Consider the following 16,482-nt stretch of genomic DNA (forward strand, 5'->3'; position numbering starts at 1 on the left):
GACATGGCATTATTCGATTTCCTGAATCGCAAGCGTCCCGCTCTTGATGGGGCTTCGGACGAGGGCGTATCTCCTGTCGCCAGCGATCTCACCGCGAACGAAGCCGTTCGCCGCAAGCAGCGCCTGCTGCTGGCCGGGGTGGCGGGCGCCGGCCTGATCCTCTCCTCGTTCTGGATCTTCAGCGGCGATGAGAAGGGCGACAAGCTCGCCGACGACGGCACGAGCGAGGTCACCGTTTCGACCAAGGACCTGGTGAACCGCAATCTCTCGCAGCAGGAGTGGATGGCGCTCTCGGAGAACCGCTTCCAGTCCACCGAAAATCAGTTGAAGTCGATCGACGGCCAGAACCGCCGGCTGGAGATGCTGACCGCCCAGGTGGAGGCGCTCAAGGGCCAGAACCAGGCAATGCAGGCCGACGGCCAGCGCGTGCTGTCGGCCTATCAAGCCGAGAACGAGCAGCTGCGGCGGCAGATCAATGCGCGCCCGGCCGCCACGCCGCCCGCGCCCGGCCCGGCGGCGCTCTACGGCCCGAACGGACCGCAGGCTTACCAGCGTCCCGACGGTGCCCCAGGCGCCGCGGCGCGCGGACCGGTGGGCACCGCAAGCGAGGTGAAGCTTGTCAGCTTCAACACGGCGGAGACGGGGAACGCCACGCGGGTCGCCAAAGGCAACACCACCTACACGGACAGCGTCAATTATTTGCCGCCGAACAGCTTCGCGAGGGCGAAGGTGATCGTCGGCGTCGACGCGAGCGCCGGCGTGAACAGCCAGACCGACCCGCTTCCGGTGGTGCTCCGCGTTACGGGGCCCGCGCGTTCGGTCTATCAGAACGGCCGGCTGCTTACGACCAAGATCGAAGGCTGTCTCATCAACGGCGCGGCGCGCGGCGATCTTTCGAGCGAGAAAGTCTACGTCAAGCTGCAAAAGATGACCTGCCCGCAGCCGGGCGGCCGCTACGCCGTGTCGGAGGTGAAGGGATTCATTGCCTTCGGCGGCAAGACCGGCGTGCGGGGAAGGGTGGTGTCCCGCGAGGGCTCGCTCGTCACCCAGGCGTTCCTGGCCGGGCTCGCCGGCGGCTTCGGCCGCGGCTTCTCCGCGAATGCCAACAGCGTGTTCCAGGGAACGAACATCACCACGAACGGGCAGCGCGACAAGCTTTCGACGGGCGAAATCCTCGAAGGCGGCTTTGGCGAAGGCGTCGCGCAGTCGGGCGACATGGTGTCGAAATATCTGATCGAGCGCGCCGAGCAATATCAGCCGGTGATCGAAATGCCGACCGGGATCGATGTCGAAATTGTTTTCTTGGAGGGTGTCTATGTCCGCAATTGATCGTGTCCGCTCGCTCACTCGGCGATCGCGCCTTCTGGTTGCGACCGGCGCGGCCCTGAGCGTCGCGGGCATCGCGCTGGCCGCAGATGTGGGCAGCGCCGAAAGCCAGGTGCAGGCGCTCCTGAAGGCGCGGTTACCCAAGACTGCCGTGAGTGCGATCGACTGCGGCAAAATTGCGGGCCTGTGCGAGATCACCGCGGGCGAGAACCTATTCTATGTCGACACCAGCGCCCGCTATCTGGTGATCGGGCGCGTCTATGACATGCAGACCCGTCAGGACATAACGGCGGCGCGCCTGCTCGAGATGAACCCCGACATGCTGGTCGGCTCCTCCGCGCGGGCAAACGCGCTTGCCGCCGGCGGCGAGGAGGAGGCGGGCCAGCAGCTGGCGGCAGCACCTGCACGGCTCGAGCGGCCGGCAAGTCCCGCCAAGGCGCGAACGCTTTCGCTCTCGAGCCTGCCGAAGGATGGCGCGATCGTCTGGGGGAATCCGGCGGGCCCGACCGTCACGGTCTTTTCGGATTTTCGCTGCGGCTATTGCCGGGCGCTGACTGGCGTTCTCAAGGACATGAACGTGCGCGTGGTCGAGCGGCCGATCTCGGTGCTGGGAAGCCGGGATCTCGCCGACCGGGTTTACTGCGCCAAGAACCGCGAGGCTGCGCTCCATGCCGCCTATGCCGGGCAGCCGATAAAGGGCGAGGCTTCGTGCAACACGGCCGGCCTCGATGCGAACGAGGCCTTCGCGCAGCGGAACGGCCTCAATGGCACTCCCGTCATCGTGCGTAGCGATGGCGCGATGATCGAAGGATATCGCCCCCGGGCTTTCCTTGAAGCATGGCTTCGGGAGGCGCGGTCATGAGAAACGCTGCGTTGCATAGCCCCTGGCGCCGTCTCGGCGCGCCGCTGCTGCTTTCGACCGCTCTTGCGCTTGGAGGTTGCGCAGCGCTCGGCGGAAATGTGCGCGGCGACTTTTCCTGCGCTGCTCCTGATGGCGTCTGCGCGCCGAGCGCAACGATCGATGACCGCGCGCTTGCCATGATTACGGCAGATGCAGCTGAAGGGGTCGCGCTTCCGGCTGACGCTGCCCCGCGTTCCACCAGGGATCGGAGCCGTCTTGGCTCATCGAGGCGGACCGCCGCCACTGTCCCCGCCGATCCAGCCCGGACGCGCGAGAAGGTGCTCAGGATCGTCTTCCAGCCCTACATCGACGAGCGCGGCCGCCTGCATGAGAAAAGCGCCATACATGCGGTCGTCGCGAGCGGTGAATGGCAGCAGAGCCTTGCGCAGACCGTCCCATCCAATGCGCGTCTGGACTACGCGCTAGGGGTCCCGGAGAGTCTGGCCGATGCCGTCGACCGCGTCGACCCGCCGGGTGGGTCGCCTGGTGTTGGGGATCCTGCTGCGCCGGATCCCGATGCCGTCGCTGCCGCGCGTGCGAGGAGAGGCGACCCGCTCGAGACAATCAAGGCGGATGTCGCCGCGCGGCTCGCGCAAAAGCAAAAAAGCCCAGCAGCCGCAGCCCCCGCGGATGGTGTTGCCCACGCACCATCCGTAACCGCCTCGCCGGCGCCCTTGTCCCCCTCTGGGGCGCCGGCGGGCGGCCATGCGAGGGAGCCGGCGGCTTCTGCGGCGCCGCCGACGACGATCTCTGCGGCGGGCGAAAAGGCCGTCGAACGGGTGAAAAGCGATCCCGCCTATCGGCAGATTGCCGGGTCCGCTGCGAAGGATGCGCGTGATGCCGCCGCTGATGGCACTCCCGTCGCCTCGAAGCCGAACCTATCTGCGCCGACCGTTCGCGCCGCGGACTTCCCCGCCTCAGTGCCGGAGGATCATTGAGATGGCGGGGAAGGGCGGCTTCTTCGAGAGCCTTCTTTCAGGGATCCTCGGCGACAGCCAGCGTCCCGATGCGGATCGGCCGGAGCTTGGCGTGCCCATGCTGGCCGACTGGCTCCCTTATCGCAGCTTCGACGCAAAGACGGGCGTGTTCTACAACAGCGCGTCGCGGGGCTTTGTGATCGAGGCAGCTCCCTTGATCGGTGCAGACGAACGGACAGGGGAGATCCTCACCCAGTTCCTTTCCGAAGCGATCCCCGCGCCGGGATGCCTGCAATTCCACCAGTGGATGAGTCCGCGCGTGTCCGAGCGTCTCTCGCGCTGGTATCTTCCGCGCTACTCGGCTCGCGGCGTCTACGAGCGCATGGCGAAGCACCGCATCGACTTCCTGACCGACGGGGTGTGGCGCTCGCTCTCCGCGGATGCGCCATTCTCGCTGCGGAACCACCGTGTGGCGATCTCCTACTCGACCCCGGAATCCTCGAGCGTGTCTGTCGAGGAAATCGTGGCGGTGATGGACGGTCTGATCTCGGCCCTCGCATCGATCAATGTGCCGGCCCGCAAGATGGATCCGACCGACCTCATCGGGTGGATCGACGACATAACCTCGCCGACCACTGCGGCGGGGGAGGACGTCGTCAACTACAATCCGCTCGATCCGATTGCGGACCAGGCGGTGCGCCGGGATGTGGAGCTTCACATCGAGCCCGATCGCATGCTGCTCAGAACCGAGCGATTTCGGCCAACCGGGGCGACGGTGGACGAGGCGCCCGAGATCGGTGAGATTCTGCCGGACGTCTTCGACGTTCGCTCATTCTCGGTCCGGAACCTGCCGAGCCGCTGGGCGCCGTGGGATGTCGCCCGGCTCATTGGCGACATGTTCACCGACAAGCTCAGGATGCCATGTCCGGTCGCGACAAATCTGTGCGTCGAGTTCCCCGATCCGCTGGCATCGTCGAACAAGGCGAGCTTCAAGTTCATGCGCACCACGAGCCTTGCGGACTCCAAGTCGGCGCGCTTCCTGCCGCAGCTGCGCGAGCAAAGCCAGGAATGGCGTTACGTCAACGACGAGCTGCGCCAGGGGCGCAAGCTGGTGCGTGTCTTCTTCAGCGTGACCTCCTTCTCGCCGAAGGGCAGGGGGGACGCCAACGAACGCGTGCTCAAATCGGTTTATCGCGCAGCGGGCTGGGACCTGCTCGACGATCGGTACCTGCAGGTGATGGGCCTTTTGTGCGCCATGCCCATGACAATGGCGAACGGGCTTGCACGCGACCTCGAGCGCATGAAGCGGATGCGCACATTGCTCACGACAACGGCGGCGAACCTGGCCCCGATCCAGGGCGAGTATCTCGGCGGCCAGGTGCCGCATCTCATGCTCATCGGTCGGCGTGGACAACCCTTCTTCTGGAGTCCGTTCGAGAATGCGGCGGGCAACCACAATGTCGCCGTCTTCGGCAAATCGGGGTCGGGCAAATCCGTGACGCTGCAGGAGCTCTGTGCCTCCCTTTGCGGTGCCGGCGCGCGCGTCGTCGTGATCGACGACGGTCGCTCCTTCGAGCACTCCGCCAAGCTCCAGGGCGGCGCGTTCGTCGAATTTACGATGTCGTCCGGCTTCTGCCTCAACCCCTTCAGCATGATCGATGAGGAGCTGGCCCGCAGCGACGAGGATTACCTGCTCGACTGCATGGCGATGCTCAAAGCCATCGTGAACCAGATGTCGCGCCACATCGACCGGCTGAACGATACCGAGCGTGGCCTCATCGACGGGGCCGTTAACAGCGTCTGGAGCGAAAAGGGACGCCAGGGCTCGATCGACGACGTGATCGCTGCGCTCGAAGCCACCGGAAATGGCCTTGCCATGGATCTTGGCATCGCCATGCGCCCCTTTTCGTCGGCAGGGACGTACGGGCGATTTTTCCAGGGCGAGGTATCGTTCGAACTGTCGGCGCAGCTCACGGTGTTCGAGCTCTCCGACCTTTCATCCCGCGAGGAACTGCGCAGCGTCGTGCTGACCGCGATCATGTTCATGTCGCAGCAGATGATGCGCAAAGTCGATCGTTCGGTCCCGAAGGCGCTGCTTCTGGATGAAGCGTGGCAGATGCTGCGCGGCGGTGCGATGGCCGATTTCATCGAGACCTATGCTCGCACCTGCCGGAAATATGGCGCGGCGCTGGTGACGGCGACGCAGTCCCTGAACGATTACTATAAGTCGGCCGGGTCCGTCGCGGCGCTGGAGAACTCCGACTGGTTCGTCATTCTCCAGCAGAAGCCCGAGACAATCGCGGACTTCAAGAAGCACGACCGCTTTGAGATGGACGACTATACCGACGCGCTGCTGCGGTCCTTGAAGATCAACGGCCGCGAATATTCCGACATCCTTATCAAGGGCCCCGAGACCCTGGCCGTCGGCAGGCTGGTGCTCGATCCGTTCTCGGCCACCGTCTATTCGTCGAGCCCGGCTATCTACGCGGCGATCGAGGCGCTGGTCGCGCGAGGGCTAAGCATGGATGAGGCGATCGAACGGGTCGCCTTCCCCGGCAATCCGGAAAAGTGGGCGTCGCACGAGCAAGTCGACGTTGCCGAGGCGGCGGAGTAGGCCATGGATGCCGCAGCGCACAGGAGGAATGGCGCGGACATCGCGGTCGGGCGACAGCCCGCCCTGCGGAGCTTGCTCCATTTCTATCTGCACTTGATCGGCTTCACGGCATCGACGCTCTTGCTGACCTGGGGGCTGTTCGCGCTCTTCTTCGTGGCGCTCGGGGGTTTCTCGCTCGATGGGCTCATGCACCAGCTCAACAATTTGACGGCCCGCTACGTCGCCGCGTCTCCTGACCGCATCGCGTCATTCAAGAACATCTTCATCGCCGCACATCTCCTGATTGCCGCCGGACTGATCGTTCTGCGCCGCGAGAAGATCGTGCCTGCGGCCCTGCCCGAAGGAAAAGCTGATCATGGCTGAACAGACCGAGCTCGACCTGCCGTCCCCTGCGCCCCAACCGGCGGCCGCAGCGAAGCGCGCAATTTTCGCGGGCTTCTCGTCCGTTCAGATCGTCGCGGGCCTTCTGGTCATTGGTGTCCTGATATGGGGGATGTGGGTCACAAAGGCGCTGATCACGCCCAAGCAGGAGCGGATCGTTTCCGCGCGGCTGTCCTCGATCGTCGGCGAGTATGTCCAGGCACAAGCGCGCTCCACCTCTCCGCCGGCGCAAGTCGAGGCGGAGATGCGCAAGTTCATGGCATCGCTGGACAAGGAGCTCGAGCGGCGAAGCTCGGGCGGTGAGATCGTGCTCGTCGGGGAAGCCGTTCTCACGAAGAATGTCCCCGACATCACCGACAAGCTGAAGGAGGCGGTCTATGCATCCGGCGTTGCTCGGCCGAAGCAAGCATCGGCTCTGGAGCTTCAGCAGCTCGAGCAGCAGGCCATGCTCGCGGCACAGCCGCAGCAGCCCATGACGGCGCAGCCCGCGGCGCCGGTCGGATACCCGGATCCCATGGCACCGGCGCCTATGATGCCCGGGGCGCCGGCCGCGTCAGCGCCCCAGTACGAGCCGCCGGCTGCCACCGTTTCAACCTTTGGAGGTCCCGATGGCAGCGGCGGTCAATGACGCGGCGAAGCGGGGCTGGCGACCGAACCCGAAGCTTTGGCTTCTGCTTGGCGCCTTCGTCGGCGGAAGCGTTGCCCTGACAGGGCTGGCAGATTGGAGCGACGACCACCTTTTCCTCGTCAATACGACGGACTCCCTGCCGAACTGGGCCTTCCTCATCGAGCGGGGCCGCCTGCCTGCCAAGGGAGAGTTCATATTTTTCGATCCGCCGGCGAGCGCGCTGTTGCGCCGCCATTTTGGCGCCAGGCCAAGGATGTTTGGAAAGAAGGTCTATGCTGTCGCGGGAGACGTGATCGCGCATGACGGCATGACGGTAACGATCAACGGCGTTCCGACTGTTCGCATGAAGCCCTTCACCAAGGCGGGCGAACGCCTTGTGCCCGGTGCGACGGGGGTCGTGCCCCCAGGCTGCTATTTCGCGGCGACGCCGCACAAGGACGGCTTCGACAGTCGCTATGCCGAGATCGGCTTTGTTTGCGGCCGGCAAGTCATCGGAACCGGGGAGCCGATCCTGTGAAAGCTGTTCTGACAAGCGGTGCCGGCATCGCTTCATTCGCGGCGGCCATGCTCCTCATCGGCCCTATCCCTGGCGAAGCCAGGGATTATGGCCATGTCGGCCAGGTCTTTCCCATCATCGAGCCGGATCTGCTGGCGACGATCGAGGCGCGGCTGCGGCGGGCGGAGGGCAGCGGCGAGCTTGCCCGCATGAACGAGCAGTTTGCCAGAAGGGTCGAACAGAGAGTTCGCCGGCCCAAGCCTGTCGACGGGATCACTCCGGCGCGCATGGCGCGAAGCTGGGATTATGATCCGACCATCGCGATCGAGCGCGACATTCGGGACCAGAAGGGTAATCTGATTGCGGGTGCCGGTCATCGCATCAATCCGCTCGATTTCGTCGAGATAAAGCAGGACCTCGTCTTCGTCGACGGCGACGATGCGACGCAACTCGCGTGGGCGACCTCGCGCTATACGGATCTCAAGGCCAAGATCATCTTCGTCAACGGTTCGCCGATCGATGCGATGACGGCGAAGAAGCGGCGCTTCTATTTCGACCAGGAAGGCAAGCTCACTGCAACGTTCGGGATCGAGCATACGCCTGCGGTGGTCAGCCAAAACGGCAGGACGATGCGCGTTTCCGAGATCGTGCTGAAGCCAGGGAAGTCCGGCTGATGGCGCTGTGGCTCGACATGCTCCGAACGCCGATGGCGGCGCCCGAGACGGCGAGGCTAAGGACCATGCGCCTGTCCTGGCTCGCTCTCTGCGTCACCCTGGCCGGCGCAGTGACTCTTCTCGACCAGCTGCGCGGTCGCATCGGCCGAGCCGCGCCCTGTTTGATCGCCGTGCTGCTCGCCACAGCGCTCGTGGTCACGGTCCTTTACCTTCGGGCGAAGCGGCGCGCCGACGCGGCGTATCTCGATCAACTGGCGGAGAGAGAATGATGCGCGGACTTCGACCGATTTTCGGCACGTTTCTCGTCGTCCTGTTCGCCATCATGCTGGCGCCACGCGCCGAGGCTGCCGGTCCCACCTGCAATGGGAAGTTCGTCAACCCGATTACCGACGTCTGCTGGTCATGCCTGTTTCCGCTGTCGGTGGGCGGATTGAAGATCTGGCCGAGCGGCCGACCCGACACGAAGAACCCGGCGTCTCCCATATGCGCCTGTGCAGATCCTCTACCGCGCATCGGCATTTCCGTGGGCTTCTGGGAGCCTGCCCGCCTGGCGGACGTCACCATGAAGCCCTGGTGTTTTCCCAATCTTGGCGGAGTGCGCATCGCTCCGGGCTTCGATATCGGTCAGGGCTATCTGGCCGGCCCTTCGATGGTCGGCGGCAGGTCGCAGAGCACGGCCAAATGGCATGTGCATTGGTATGTCTATCCGCTGCTCTACTGGATGGAGATCCTTACGGATTTCGTCTGCTTCGAGCAGGCGAGCTTCGACATCGCCTATATGACCGAGGTCGATCCGCTCTGGCAGGATGACTCGCTTGCGGCGCTCATCAACCCCGAAGCGATCATTTTCGCAAATCCGCTCGCCAAGGCAGCCTGTGCGGGCGACTGCGTCGCCGGCACGGTGAACCTGCCGCTCGACCAGCTATTCTGGTGCGCAGGTTGTCAGGGGTCCATGTATCCCCTGAACGGGAACATCCCGGCGTCGATCGGCCATGTCCAGTCCTCGCGGCTCGCATTGTCGCGCTTTGCCTACAAGATGCACCGGCAGGCGCTCGCCTGGGGCACGATGGGCTCGGAAGGGCTGTGCAAGAAGTACCTCATGCCAGTCATGCGCAAACAGCAGTACCGGTTTCAGATGACCAATCCGATTCCGACGGTGAGCGGGCGCTTCGCCTGCTCGGCGATCGGAGCTTCGACAATGCCGCCGGATGCCGGTCGTGCCTATCCCGCGGGGGGCGAGGACATGGGCTATCTGGTCTGGCGCAAGCGCAACTGCTGCGTGCGAGCGCCGTGACGGCGCAGAAAGGAAATATGTATGTAATACAACAACATATCCTTTCATCGTCTTGCTGACGAATGACCGGTGGCTGCGATGCCACCCCACCCGGCGGAAGGAGTCGGGGCGGAAGGGGGTCTCCAAGGTTTGCCGCGTTCCGGCGGTCGGCCTCAGAGCAGGAGACCTGAACTGTACCGGATGCGGCCCGTCAGCCGCAGGCCGGGCTACCACAGGATCTATGGTGAGATACAAGCGAATGACGTGTCTGAAGCCTCTTTATTTACAGTTGAACTCCCGATCACCTGACGGGGTGGGGAAATCGCGGTGTGAACCGGTTGGCGTGTTGCGCTGCCTTCTGGTGGGTGCTCGCAGAGCACTCGTGTGCGGGTCGTCCTTTCTTGTCCGCACGCCCGAGCCGCAAGGGGTTAAGCGTCGCACCTACGGGTCCAAGGTTGATCGTCGGAACACGGGAACCATCATCGCCCGCCTGCTTCGGAGCAGGCTATCCGCGGAGACCGGGGATGGGCGCTGGTGGGGCGGAGCCTGCGTAGTAGTCCGAGGGCGGGAAAGCCGTCCACATGGCGAAGGCAGGCAGGAAGCCGGTGGGCTGTCATGACGGAGGAACTACCAGTGGACTCTGGTAATCAGGCCGCACAGGTCTGGCTCCTCGGCGTTCAGCGAAAGCTCTACCAGTGGAGTCGGGAACACCCCGAAGAACCATACTGCGACTTGTGGAATTGGGTAACCGATCCCCGCAATCTGCAGATGGCCTGGAAAACGATTGCCGGTAATCGCGGCAAGCGCACTCCGGGAGTCGACGGGGAGACCGTAGCGAGAATTGCATCCGGTATTGGTGCCATGGAATTTCTGCGGAAGCTTCGCGAGGAGCTTCGGTCGGGCGGCTACCGCCCGTCCCCTGCACGCAGGAAATGGATCGCCAAGCCGGGCAAACCGGGGAAGTTCCGACCCCTCGGTATCCCTACAGTCAAGGATCGCGTGGTGCAGTGCGCGGTCAAGCAAGTACTGGAGCCGATCTTCGAGGCCCGGTTCTGGCCAGTCTCTTACGGGTTCCGGCCCGGACGGGGCAGTCAGGCCTGCCTTGAACATATCCGTGTGACCATCCAGTCGCGGGGCAGACCTGCGGCTGACGGTCGCCGACACAAAGCGCCGTACCAATGGGTAATCGAAGGCGACATTGAGGGCTGCTTCGACAATATCGGACATCACCCGCTGATGGAACGCGTGCGCCACGGCGTCGCGGACCGCAAGGTGAACCGGTTGCTCGTGCAGTTCCTCAAGGCCGGGGTTCTCGAGGATGTTTCGTACAGCCCGACAGACACCGGCACGCCGCAAGGTGGAGTGCTCTCACCGCTGCTGGCCAACATCGCGCTTGGCGTGATCGAGGAACGGTATCGGGACTGGGTAAAACGCCCCGAGGACCCACAGCTGAAATCCGATGGGATAAGGCTGGCGGCAATCAGGCGCGACAAGGATCGCAAGGCCGGGCGACCGGTCTTCTATCCCGTCCGCTATGCCGATGACTTCCTGATCTTCGTGTCGGGAACGGAAGCTGACGCTCTTGCCGAAAAGCAGGCGCTGGCAACCTACCTGCACGAAGCGATGGGTCTGACGCTCTCGCCCGAGAAGACGCGCATCACCGCGCTGACCGAGGGCTGTCGATTCCTTGGATGCCGCGTGAGGCTCAAATGGGACAAGCGGTTCGGGCTGCACGCCCGCATCGAAATCCCGCGCGAGCCGATCAACGGATTCAGGATACGGGTAAATCAACTGGCCCGACGGCAGACGCTTCGGCGTTCGCTCAAGGCCATGCTTCAGGAACTCAATCCATACCTTCGCGGGTGGTCTGCCTACTACCGCTACTGCGTGGGGGCGAAGTCGATCTTCGCCAGTCTCGACTGGCATGTGCGGCAACGTCTCTGGCTGTGGCTGCGGGCCAAGCACAAACGTGTCCCCGGGAGGAAAATCGCATCGTGGCGCAGGCCGGGCATCGCCCATCCGGGCAGCAAGGTCTGGGCTGAAGGCAGCACGGAGCAATTCTTGATGAGCTACGTGCCAGTTCGGAGGTTCGATCTCAAATGGATGAAGAAACCCGAGTACGCCAAGGCTTCTGGAGAGCCGGATGCACAACGAAAGGTGCACGTCCGGTTCGGAGAGAAGGCGTGGGAAACTGGGCGTGGAGACACGCCGCAGCGCCCACGTCTTACTCTACTGTGAAGGAGGGAGCGATGCGACTTCTCATCTTGGGCGCCGTTGGCCTCGTCGCAGCCGCCAGCATGACCGCTCTCCTGGCCCAGACCGTCGATGGCATCGATGTTCAGGCCATCAAGAAGCGATCGGCGGACCTTCAGGCGGATGCCGAGGCGTTCGTCGATCAGATCAAGGACCGCGGTGACGCGTTTCGGGAAGAGGCGGTTACCGTTCGTGACAGCGGCATGGAAAACATGCGGCGCGTCGCGGCGACGGATCTGCCGAAAGGACCTGCAGGGGCTGTCGACTTCGATGAAATCGTGCAGGGTGCTGCGACGAACGCCAAAGTCGGCGGCGGGGAGGCGCCGCAGCTCATCGCGTTCGCCAGCCTCTCGATGCCCCCCAAGGCGCTTCGCCAGCTTATCGAGGACACGGCGAGGGCAGGGGGCGTCGTCGTTTTCCGCGGCTTTCCGAACAATTCGATGAAGGAGTTCTCGCAGGCTCTGGGCAAGATCGTCGACCGGGAGGACGATTTCGCCAACATCGGCATCGACCCGAGACTGTTCCGCGCCTTCGACGTACAGGCGGTGCCGACCTACGTCGCGGTCTCATCGGATTTCGACCTTTGCGCCGGCTTTTCATGCCGAACCAAGGTCCCGCCTCACGACCGGATGATCGGCAATGTGACCGTCGAATATGCGCTGTCGTCGTTCGCCGAGGGCAACGGTCCGGGCGCGCGCGTGGCGGCGGTGGGTCTCTCCAATCTAAGGAGAGCGTTGCCGTGAGCGTCCGCTTCTCGCTGATGCTGCTTATCGCGGGTCTTGCCGCCGCCTCCCCCGCTTCTGCCCAGATGTCGGTCGAGGAGGCCCGCCAGGAAGGGCGCTCGCTCGCCAATGAGAAACGGCAGGATACGACGCTGGTGCCGACCGACAATGCCCGCGCGGAAGCGGTGCCGGGCTATGGCGGCACGGCGCTGCCGCAAGGCGCCTATTTCGACGATCCGGAAAGAATGGAAGCGGAAGCCGCGGCGACAAAGGCGTCGAACGAGCAGTATCGCATCACCACGGACGCGGACCGGACACGGCCGACGTTCAGCAATTCCGAGATCCTCGAGACAACCGCTCGCGCCACGACCGTCGAGAATGATCCATCGGCCTACCTCGCCGGGGAGAGCATGGGGGGCAGCTCCGGCTCGTGCGTCCCGCTCCCGCCGGGCTCAGGATCTGAGGGCTATTACGAGGCGACCTGCAACAGCGGCACCAAGGTCGAGGACAGGCCCGAGACCTGCACCATCCGCATGGTGCCCGAGGTGCAAACCGTCGATAGCTACAAATACTATGTGGTGCCCGACAGCGCATATGGAACCCCGTTCGCGCGCTATGCCGCCATTGCCCCTCATATTTCCTCAGGAGTCTGCAAGCCGACAGGCGTTCGGAAACAGGCCTGCGCTGCCCATCGCGACTATGGCTGGCCCTGGCCTGACAACAAATATTGCGATGATTATTATGCGACGGAATATGAATGCACGGCGGATTTGCCGGTCGCGCTCAGCGTCAGCCCGCTCACCGGGGCGTCGTGGCATGCAAAGGGCAGCACGAGCACTGTCGTAACAAGAAGGGTCGACAGCTGCGGCAGTCTTGCCGGCGATGAGATGTGTTCGTTGCAGCCTGGCGGGGATGTTTGCACGGAAGGACCTGAAACGCGGATCATCGACGGCGTTCCGGTGACGCAAGCCTGCTGGGCGTGGAAACGCGACTATGTGTGTCATCGCTTCACGCCGGCAAACGATTGCGGCGATCTAGAAGCGAACGGAAGCTGCTCCTTTCTGCGCACCGAATGCCTCGACGAGGAGCGGGATGGCGCCTGCAAGGTTGAGGAGCGGGTCTACCGCTGCCCGACACCCGGCAGCGCGGTGACCGATGCACCGCAATATATCTGCGGAGACGACGTCTATTGCATCAATGGCGACTGCGAGCCGATCGTGCGCGAGGCGTCGACCGAGTTCAAGGATGCGCTGGTCGCTCTTCACTCCATCGACCAGGCCGGCAAGGAGTTCGACGAGAACAACTTCACGGTTTTCCAGGGCACGCGAGAGACCTGCCACAAGCCGGTATTCGGGCTGATCAACTGCTGTGCCGGCAAGGTGTCCGGCTTGTTGAGCGTGGGCGCGGGCGCAGCCGCGCTTGCCGGCGGCCCAGGCGCGATCGCGGCCCTCGCCACGCCGTTCCTCGCGCTCTTCGCATGCTCTCAGGACGAGATGAAGCTCGACATCAAGGATCGTATGGGCTTCTGCCACAAGGTCGGCACTTACTGTTCGTCGAGCTTTCTCGGAATCTGCAAGACCCGGCGAACGGCCTATTGCTGCTTTGAAAGCAAGCTCAGCCGCATCCTGCAGGAGCAGGGACGAATTCAGCTCAGCAAGCCCTGGGGCGCTCCCAAGAAGGAGCAGTGCCTTGGCTTTACGATCGAGGAATTCGCCAGGCTCGACCTTTCCCTCATGGATTTCACCGAGGTCTATGCCGAGTTCGTCGATGCCGCGCGGCTTCCGGACGAAGTCGAGACGATGACCCAGATCCAGCTGAAAATTCAGGGGTACTATGACCTGCACGGCAAATAGCATGGTCAAGGACGCGATGCGCAGCGTTTCGGTGGAATCGACCGGCGCGGCGCCTACGGACGTCTCCGCCGCGGCCGACCTTTCCCGTTCCCTCCCGCGCATGAGGCTCGTGGGTGAGAGCATCTATCAGAAAGGAAGTTTGTCCATGCATCCAATCATGGCGGCGCCGCTTCTGGCGCTTTCGCTCGCTGGCCTGGCTGTTCCCGCGGCGGCCCAGCCGCGCGATGGAGCGTCGGATGGCGTCGAGCGGGCCGATGCCGGCGATGACTTTTACTGTGCAGAACGCAGGCTCGGTCAATGGTTCTATTGCAGCAAGCCGCGAGCGACGGAGCCGGAGAAGCAAGCCGTCCCGGTCCCGTCGAGCGCGGTCGAGCGCATGTCCGCCATCACCCGCCAGCTCGACGAGCTCAAGGCACGGGCGATCCTCGATCCGACCGAGGAAAATGTCATCGCTTACGTCCGATTTCAGCGCGAGCAGCTCGACCGTGCTTCGACCTTCTCAGACACCTGGCAGCGCGCGCTGTGGCAGAACCCCGATCTCGACTACACGCTGCAGCGGCCTGTTTCGACGGTGGGCAAGCGAGCCTGGCTCGATAACCGGCGCGCCGATCGCGATGCGGTTATGGCGAACCTTAGCCAACGCTACGGGCTCTTCTACTTTTATGCGCAGAGCTGCGGCGCATGCGACCTGTTTTCACCGATCCTGCGATCGGTGGCCGACAGTCACGGCATGGCGGTGATGGCGGTTTCGATGGACGGCGGGCCGAGCCGCGATTTTCCAAATTATGTCGTCGATGCGGGCCAGCGCGCGCGCATGGGCGTCCCGGGTAACGAGACGCCGGCGCTCGTACTGTTCGACACCGTCACCAAACGCACGATTCCGGTGGGATATGGGATTCTCAGCGCCGACGAGATCATGGATCGCATTTTCGCGCTGACGAACACCAAGGTGGGGAGCGACTTCTGATGGAACAGGTTCGCCGTCGCGGCTTGATCGGCCGTGTGCTTCGCTCGTCCGCTGCCTGGGCGGGAATATTGGCTATGGCCAATCTCGCGTGCACCGGGACCGCCCGGGCCGACGTCGCCTCCGAGATGAACAGCTTCTTTTCGGACGTGGGCGGCGCGGCGAACGTCACCGGCCCATCGGCGTTTCAGGGTCAATCGGCGGGCTATTACTCGCTGGGTAATGTCTGGACCCGCTTCCCGCAGAAAAGCGTCCAGCCGTTCAATCTTCAGCTTCCGAGCGCGCGTGCGGGATGTGGAGGTATCGACCTCTTCAGTGGGAGCTTCTCCTTCATCAATGCCAGCGAGATCATCGCGATGCTGAAGGCGACCGCCAACAATGCGCTCGGCTTTGCCTTCAAGCTCGCCATCGATTCTGTTTCGCCGGAGATCGGCAAGGTGATGGACGAGTTCAGCCAGAAGGCGCAGCTCCTCAATCAGATGAACATCTCGAGCTGCGAGACGGCGCAGGCGCTGGTCGGCGGAATCTGGCCGCAGATGGAGACCACGCGCGCGACGATCTGCGAAGCCGTCGGCAACAGCCAGGGCGTATTCTCGGACTGGGCGGCAGCCCGCCAGGGTTGCAACAACGGCAACAGGCGGGATTCGACCATCGCGGGAAACACAGACGCGTCGATGAAAGACCAGCTGGTCGGAGAACCGCATAACTACACATGGGAGGCCCTTAAGAAATCGGCGAAGTTCGGCGCATTCGACAAGACATTCTCCGAATATATCATGACGCTGGTGGGAACGGTCGTGACCACGCCGTCGACCGATCCGAGCGTGGGCGGGAAGGTCGTGATGTTCGGACCTGCCGAAGAAGCGGTCGTCACTGCGTTGCTCGATGGCACGGCCGACGCGCCGCCCGTCAAGATACTGAAGTGCAACGACGAGAATTGCTACGATGTGGGGGAGCAGACGCTCTCCGTCCCCGCTTCGTCCGCGCTGCGGCCGCGGATCGCCACGATGATCAGGTCGATGAGCGACAAGATCCGCTCCGATACTCCGCTGGACGCCGCCGAGAAGCAGCTCCTCAACCTCGCCACGGTTCCGATCTATAAGATCCTGGGAGTTCAGGCCTATGCGCATTATGCGTTGACGGAAGGCGAGATCGAGACGCTGTCCGAGATCGTCGCCGTCGACCTGCTTTCGGCGATGCTCGACAATATGCTCGACCGGGTCGAGCAGGCGAAGGTTCATTATCAGACCTTCGATCAAGAGACCGCGACGCAGTGGAAACAGCAAATCGCGTCTACCCGGGCGAAATTCAGCCAACGGGACGTCCGGCTGAACAACAAGCTCCAGGTGACGATGCAGATCATCAACCGAAGCATTATGCTGGAATCGACGCTCCAGAATTCCATGACGCCCGGTATGGCGGCCGCGCTGAACTTTTCGCGCGGCCTCAACGCACAGGGTCTGAACTAGGCGCGGGGGCA

15 protein-coding genes are annotated in these 16,482 nt (G+C 63.6%); all 15 read left to right on the top strand.

What is annotated here, in order from left to right; all coding sequences use genetic code 11:
- The first annotated feature begins 3 nt into the window (after positions 1 to 3).
- The 15 genes from NN5_RS10065 (at position 4) to NN5_RS10135 (ending at position 16,471) form a co-directional block, all read left to right on the top strand.
- Positions 4 to 1,329, top strand: a complete 1,326-nt coding sequence (locus NN5_RS10065) for a TraB/VirB10 family protein (protein WP_020818505.1) — start codon at positions 4 to 6, stop codon at positions 1,327 to 1,329.
- Positions 1,316 to 2,188: a DsbC family protein gene (locus NN5_RS10070; RefSeq protein WP_020818504.1), complete on the top strand. Its 873-nt coding sequence runs from the start codon at positions 1,316 to 1,318 to the stop codon at positions 2,186 to 2,188. Before NN5_RS10065 ends, NN5_RS10070 begins: the two co-directional genes overlap by 14 nt.
- Positions 2,185 to 3,165 carry a TraV family lipoprotein gene (locus tag NN5_RS10075; protein WP_048574957.1) on the top strand — a complete coding sequence of 327 codons (981 nt, stop codon included), beginning with the start codon at positions 2,185 to 2,187 and terminating at the stop codon, positions 3,163 to 3,165. The genes NN5_RS10070 and NN5_RS10075 overlap by 4 nt, the downstream gene beginning before the upstream one ends.
- 1 nt (position 3,166) lies before the next feature.
- On the top strand, positions 3,167 to 5,758 hold the full coding sequence (traC, locus tag NN5_RS10080; RefSeq protein WP_020818502.1) for a type IV secretion system protein TraC: 2,592 nt from the start codon (positions 3,167 to 3,169) through the stop codon (positions 5,756 to 5,758).
- Between the two features lie 3 nt (positions 5,759 to 5,761).
- Positions 5,762 to 6,121 carry a hypothetical protein gene (locus NN5_RS10085; RefSeq protein WP_020818501.1) on the top strand — a complete coding sequence of 120 codons (360 nt, stop codon included), beginning with the start codon at positions 5,762 to 5,764 and terminating at the stop codon, positions 6,119 to 6,121.
- Positions 6,114 to 6,767: a type-F conjugative transfer system protein TrbI gene (locus tag NN5_RS10090; RefSeq protein ID WP_020818500.1), complete on the top strand. Its 654-nt coding sequence runs from the start codon at positions 6,114 to 6,116 to the stop codon at positions 6,765 to 6,767. Before NN5_RS10085 ends, NN5_RS10090 begins: the two co-directional genes overlap by 8 nt.
- The gene (locus tag NN5_RS10095) at positions 6,748 to 7,284 is read left to right on the top strand and encodes a S26 family signal peptidase (RefSeq protein WP_020818499.1); all 537 of its coding nucleotides are present in this window, start codon (positions 6,748 to 6,750) and stop codon (positions 7,282 to 7,284) included. The genes NN5_RS10090 and NN5_RS10095 overlap by 20 nt, the downstream gene beginning before the upstream one ends.
- A gap of 47 nt (positions 7,285 to 7,331) precedes the next feature.
- On the top strand, positions 7,332 to 7,937 hold the full coding sequence (traW, locus tag NN5_RS10100) for a type-F conjugative transfer system protein TraW (RefSeq protein ID WP_021223066.1): 606 nt from the start codon (positions 7,332 to 7,334) through the stop codon (positions 7,935 to 7,937).
- A complete protein-coding gene (locus NN5_RS10105; RefSeq protein WP_020818497.1) occupies positions 7,937 to 8,206 on the top strand; it encodes a hypothetical protein in 270 nt (89 codons plus the stop codon). Before traW ends, NN5_RS10105 begins: the two co-directional genes overlap by 1 nt.
- Positions 8,203 to 9,231 carry a conjugal transfer pilus assembly protein TraU gene (gene traU / locus NN5_RS10110; RefSeq protein WP_067734123.1) on the top strand — a complete coding sequence of 343 codons (1,029 nt, stop codon included), beginning with the start codon at positions 8,203 to 8,205 and terminating at the stop codon, positions 9,229 to 9,231. The genes NN5_RS10105 and traU overlap by 4 nt, the downstream gene beginning before the upstream one ends.
- A 594-nt stretch (positions 9,232 to 9,825) precedes the next feature.
- The gene (ltrA, locus tag NN5_RS10115; RefSeq protein ID WP_007015856.1) at positions 9,826 to 11,448 is read left to right on the top strand and encodes a group II intron reverse transcriptase/maturase; all 1,623 of its coding nucleotides are present in this window, start codon (positions 9,826 to 9,828) and stop codon (positions 11,446 to 11,448) included.
- Positions 11,449 to 11,459: 11 nt separating this feature from the next.
- A complete protein-coding gene (gene trbC, locus NN5_RS10120) occupies positions 11,460 to 12,206 on the top strand; it encodes a type-F conjugative transfer system pilin assembly protein TrbC (RefSeq protein WP_020818495.1) in 747 nt (248 codons plus the stop codon).
- A 17-nt stretch (positions 12,207 to 12,223) separates the two neighbouring features.
- Positions 12,224 to 14,038: a conjugal transfer protein TraN gene (locus tag NN5_RS10125; RefSeq protein ID WP_029986356.1), complete on the top strand. Its 1,815-nt coding sequence runs from the start codon at positions 12,224 to 12,226 to the stop codon at positions 14,036 to 14,038.
- Between the two features lie 145 nt (positions 14,039 to 14,183).
- Positions 14,184 to 15,005: a conjugal transfer protein TraF gene (locus NN5_RS10130; protein ID WP_025160430.1), complete on the top strand. Its 822-nt coding sequence runs from the start codon at positions 14,184 to 14,186 to the stop codon at positions 15,003 to 15,005.
- Positions 15,005 to 16,471: a conjugal transfer protein TraH gene (locus NN5_RS10135; RefSeq protein ID WP_020818492.1), complete on the top strand. Its 1,467-nt coding sequence runs from the start codon at positions 15,005 to 15,007 to the stop codon at positions 16,469 to 16,471. The genes NN5_RS10130 and NN5_RS10135 overlap by 1 nt, the downstream gene beginning before the upstream one ends.
- Positions 16,472 to 16,482: the final 11 nt, after the last annotated feature.

This window comes from Novosphingobium naphthalenivorans NBRC 102051, assembly GCF_001590985.1.
GTDB lineage: Bacteria > Pseudomonadota > Alphaproteobacteria > Sphingomonadales > Sphingomonadaceae > Novosphingobium > Novosphingobium naphthalenivorans.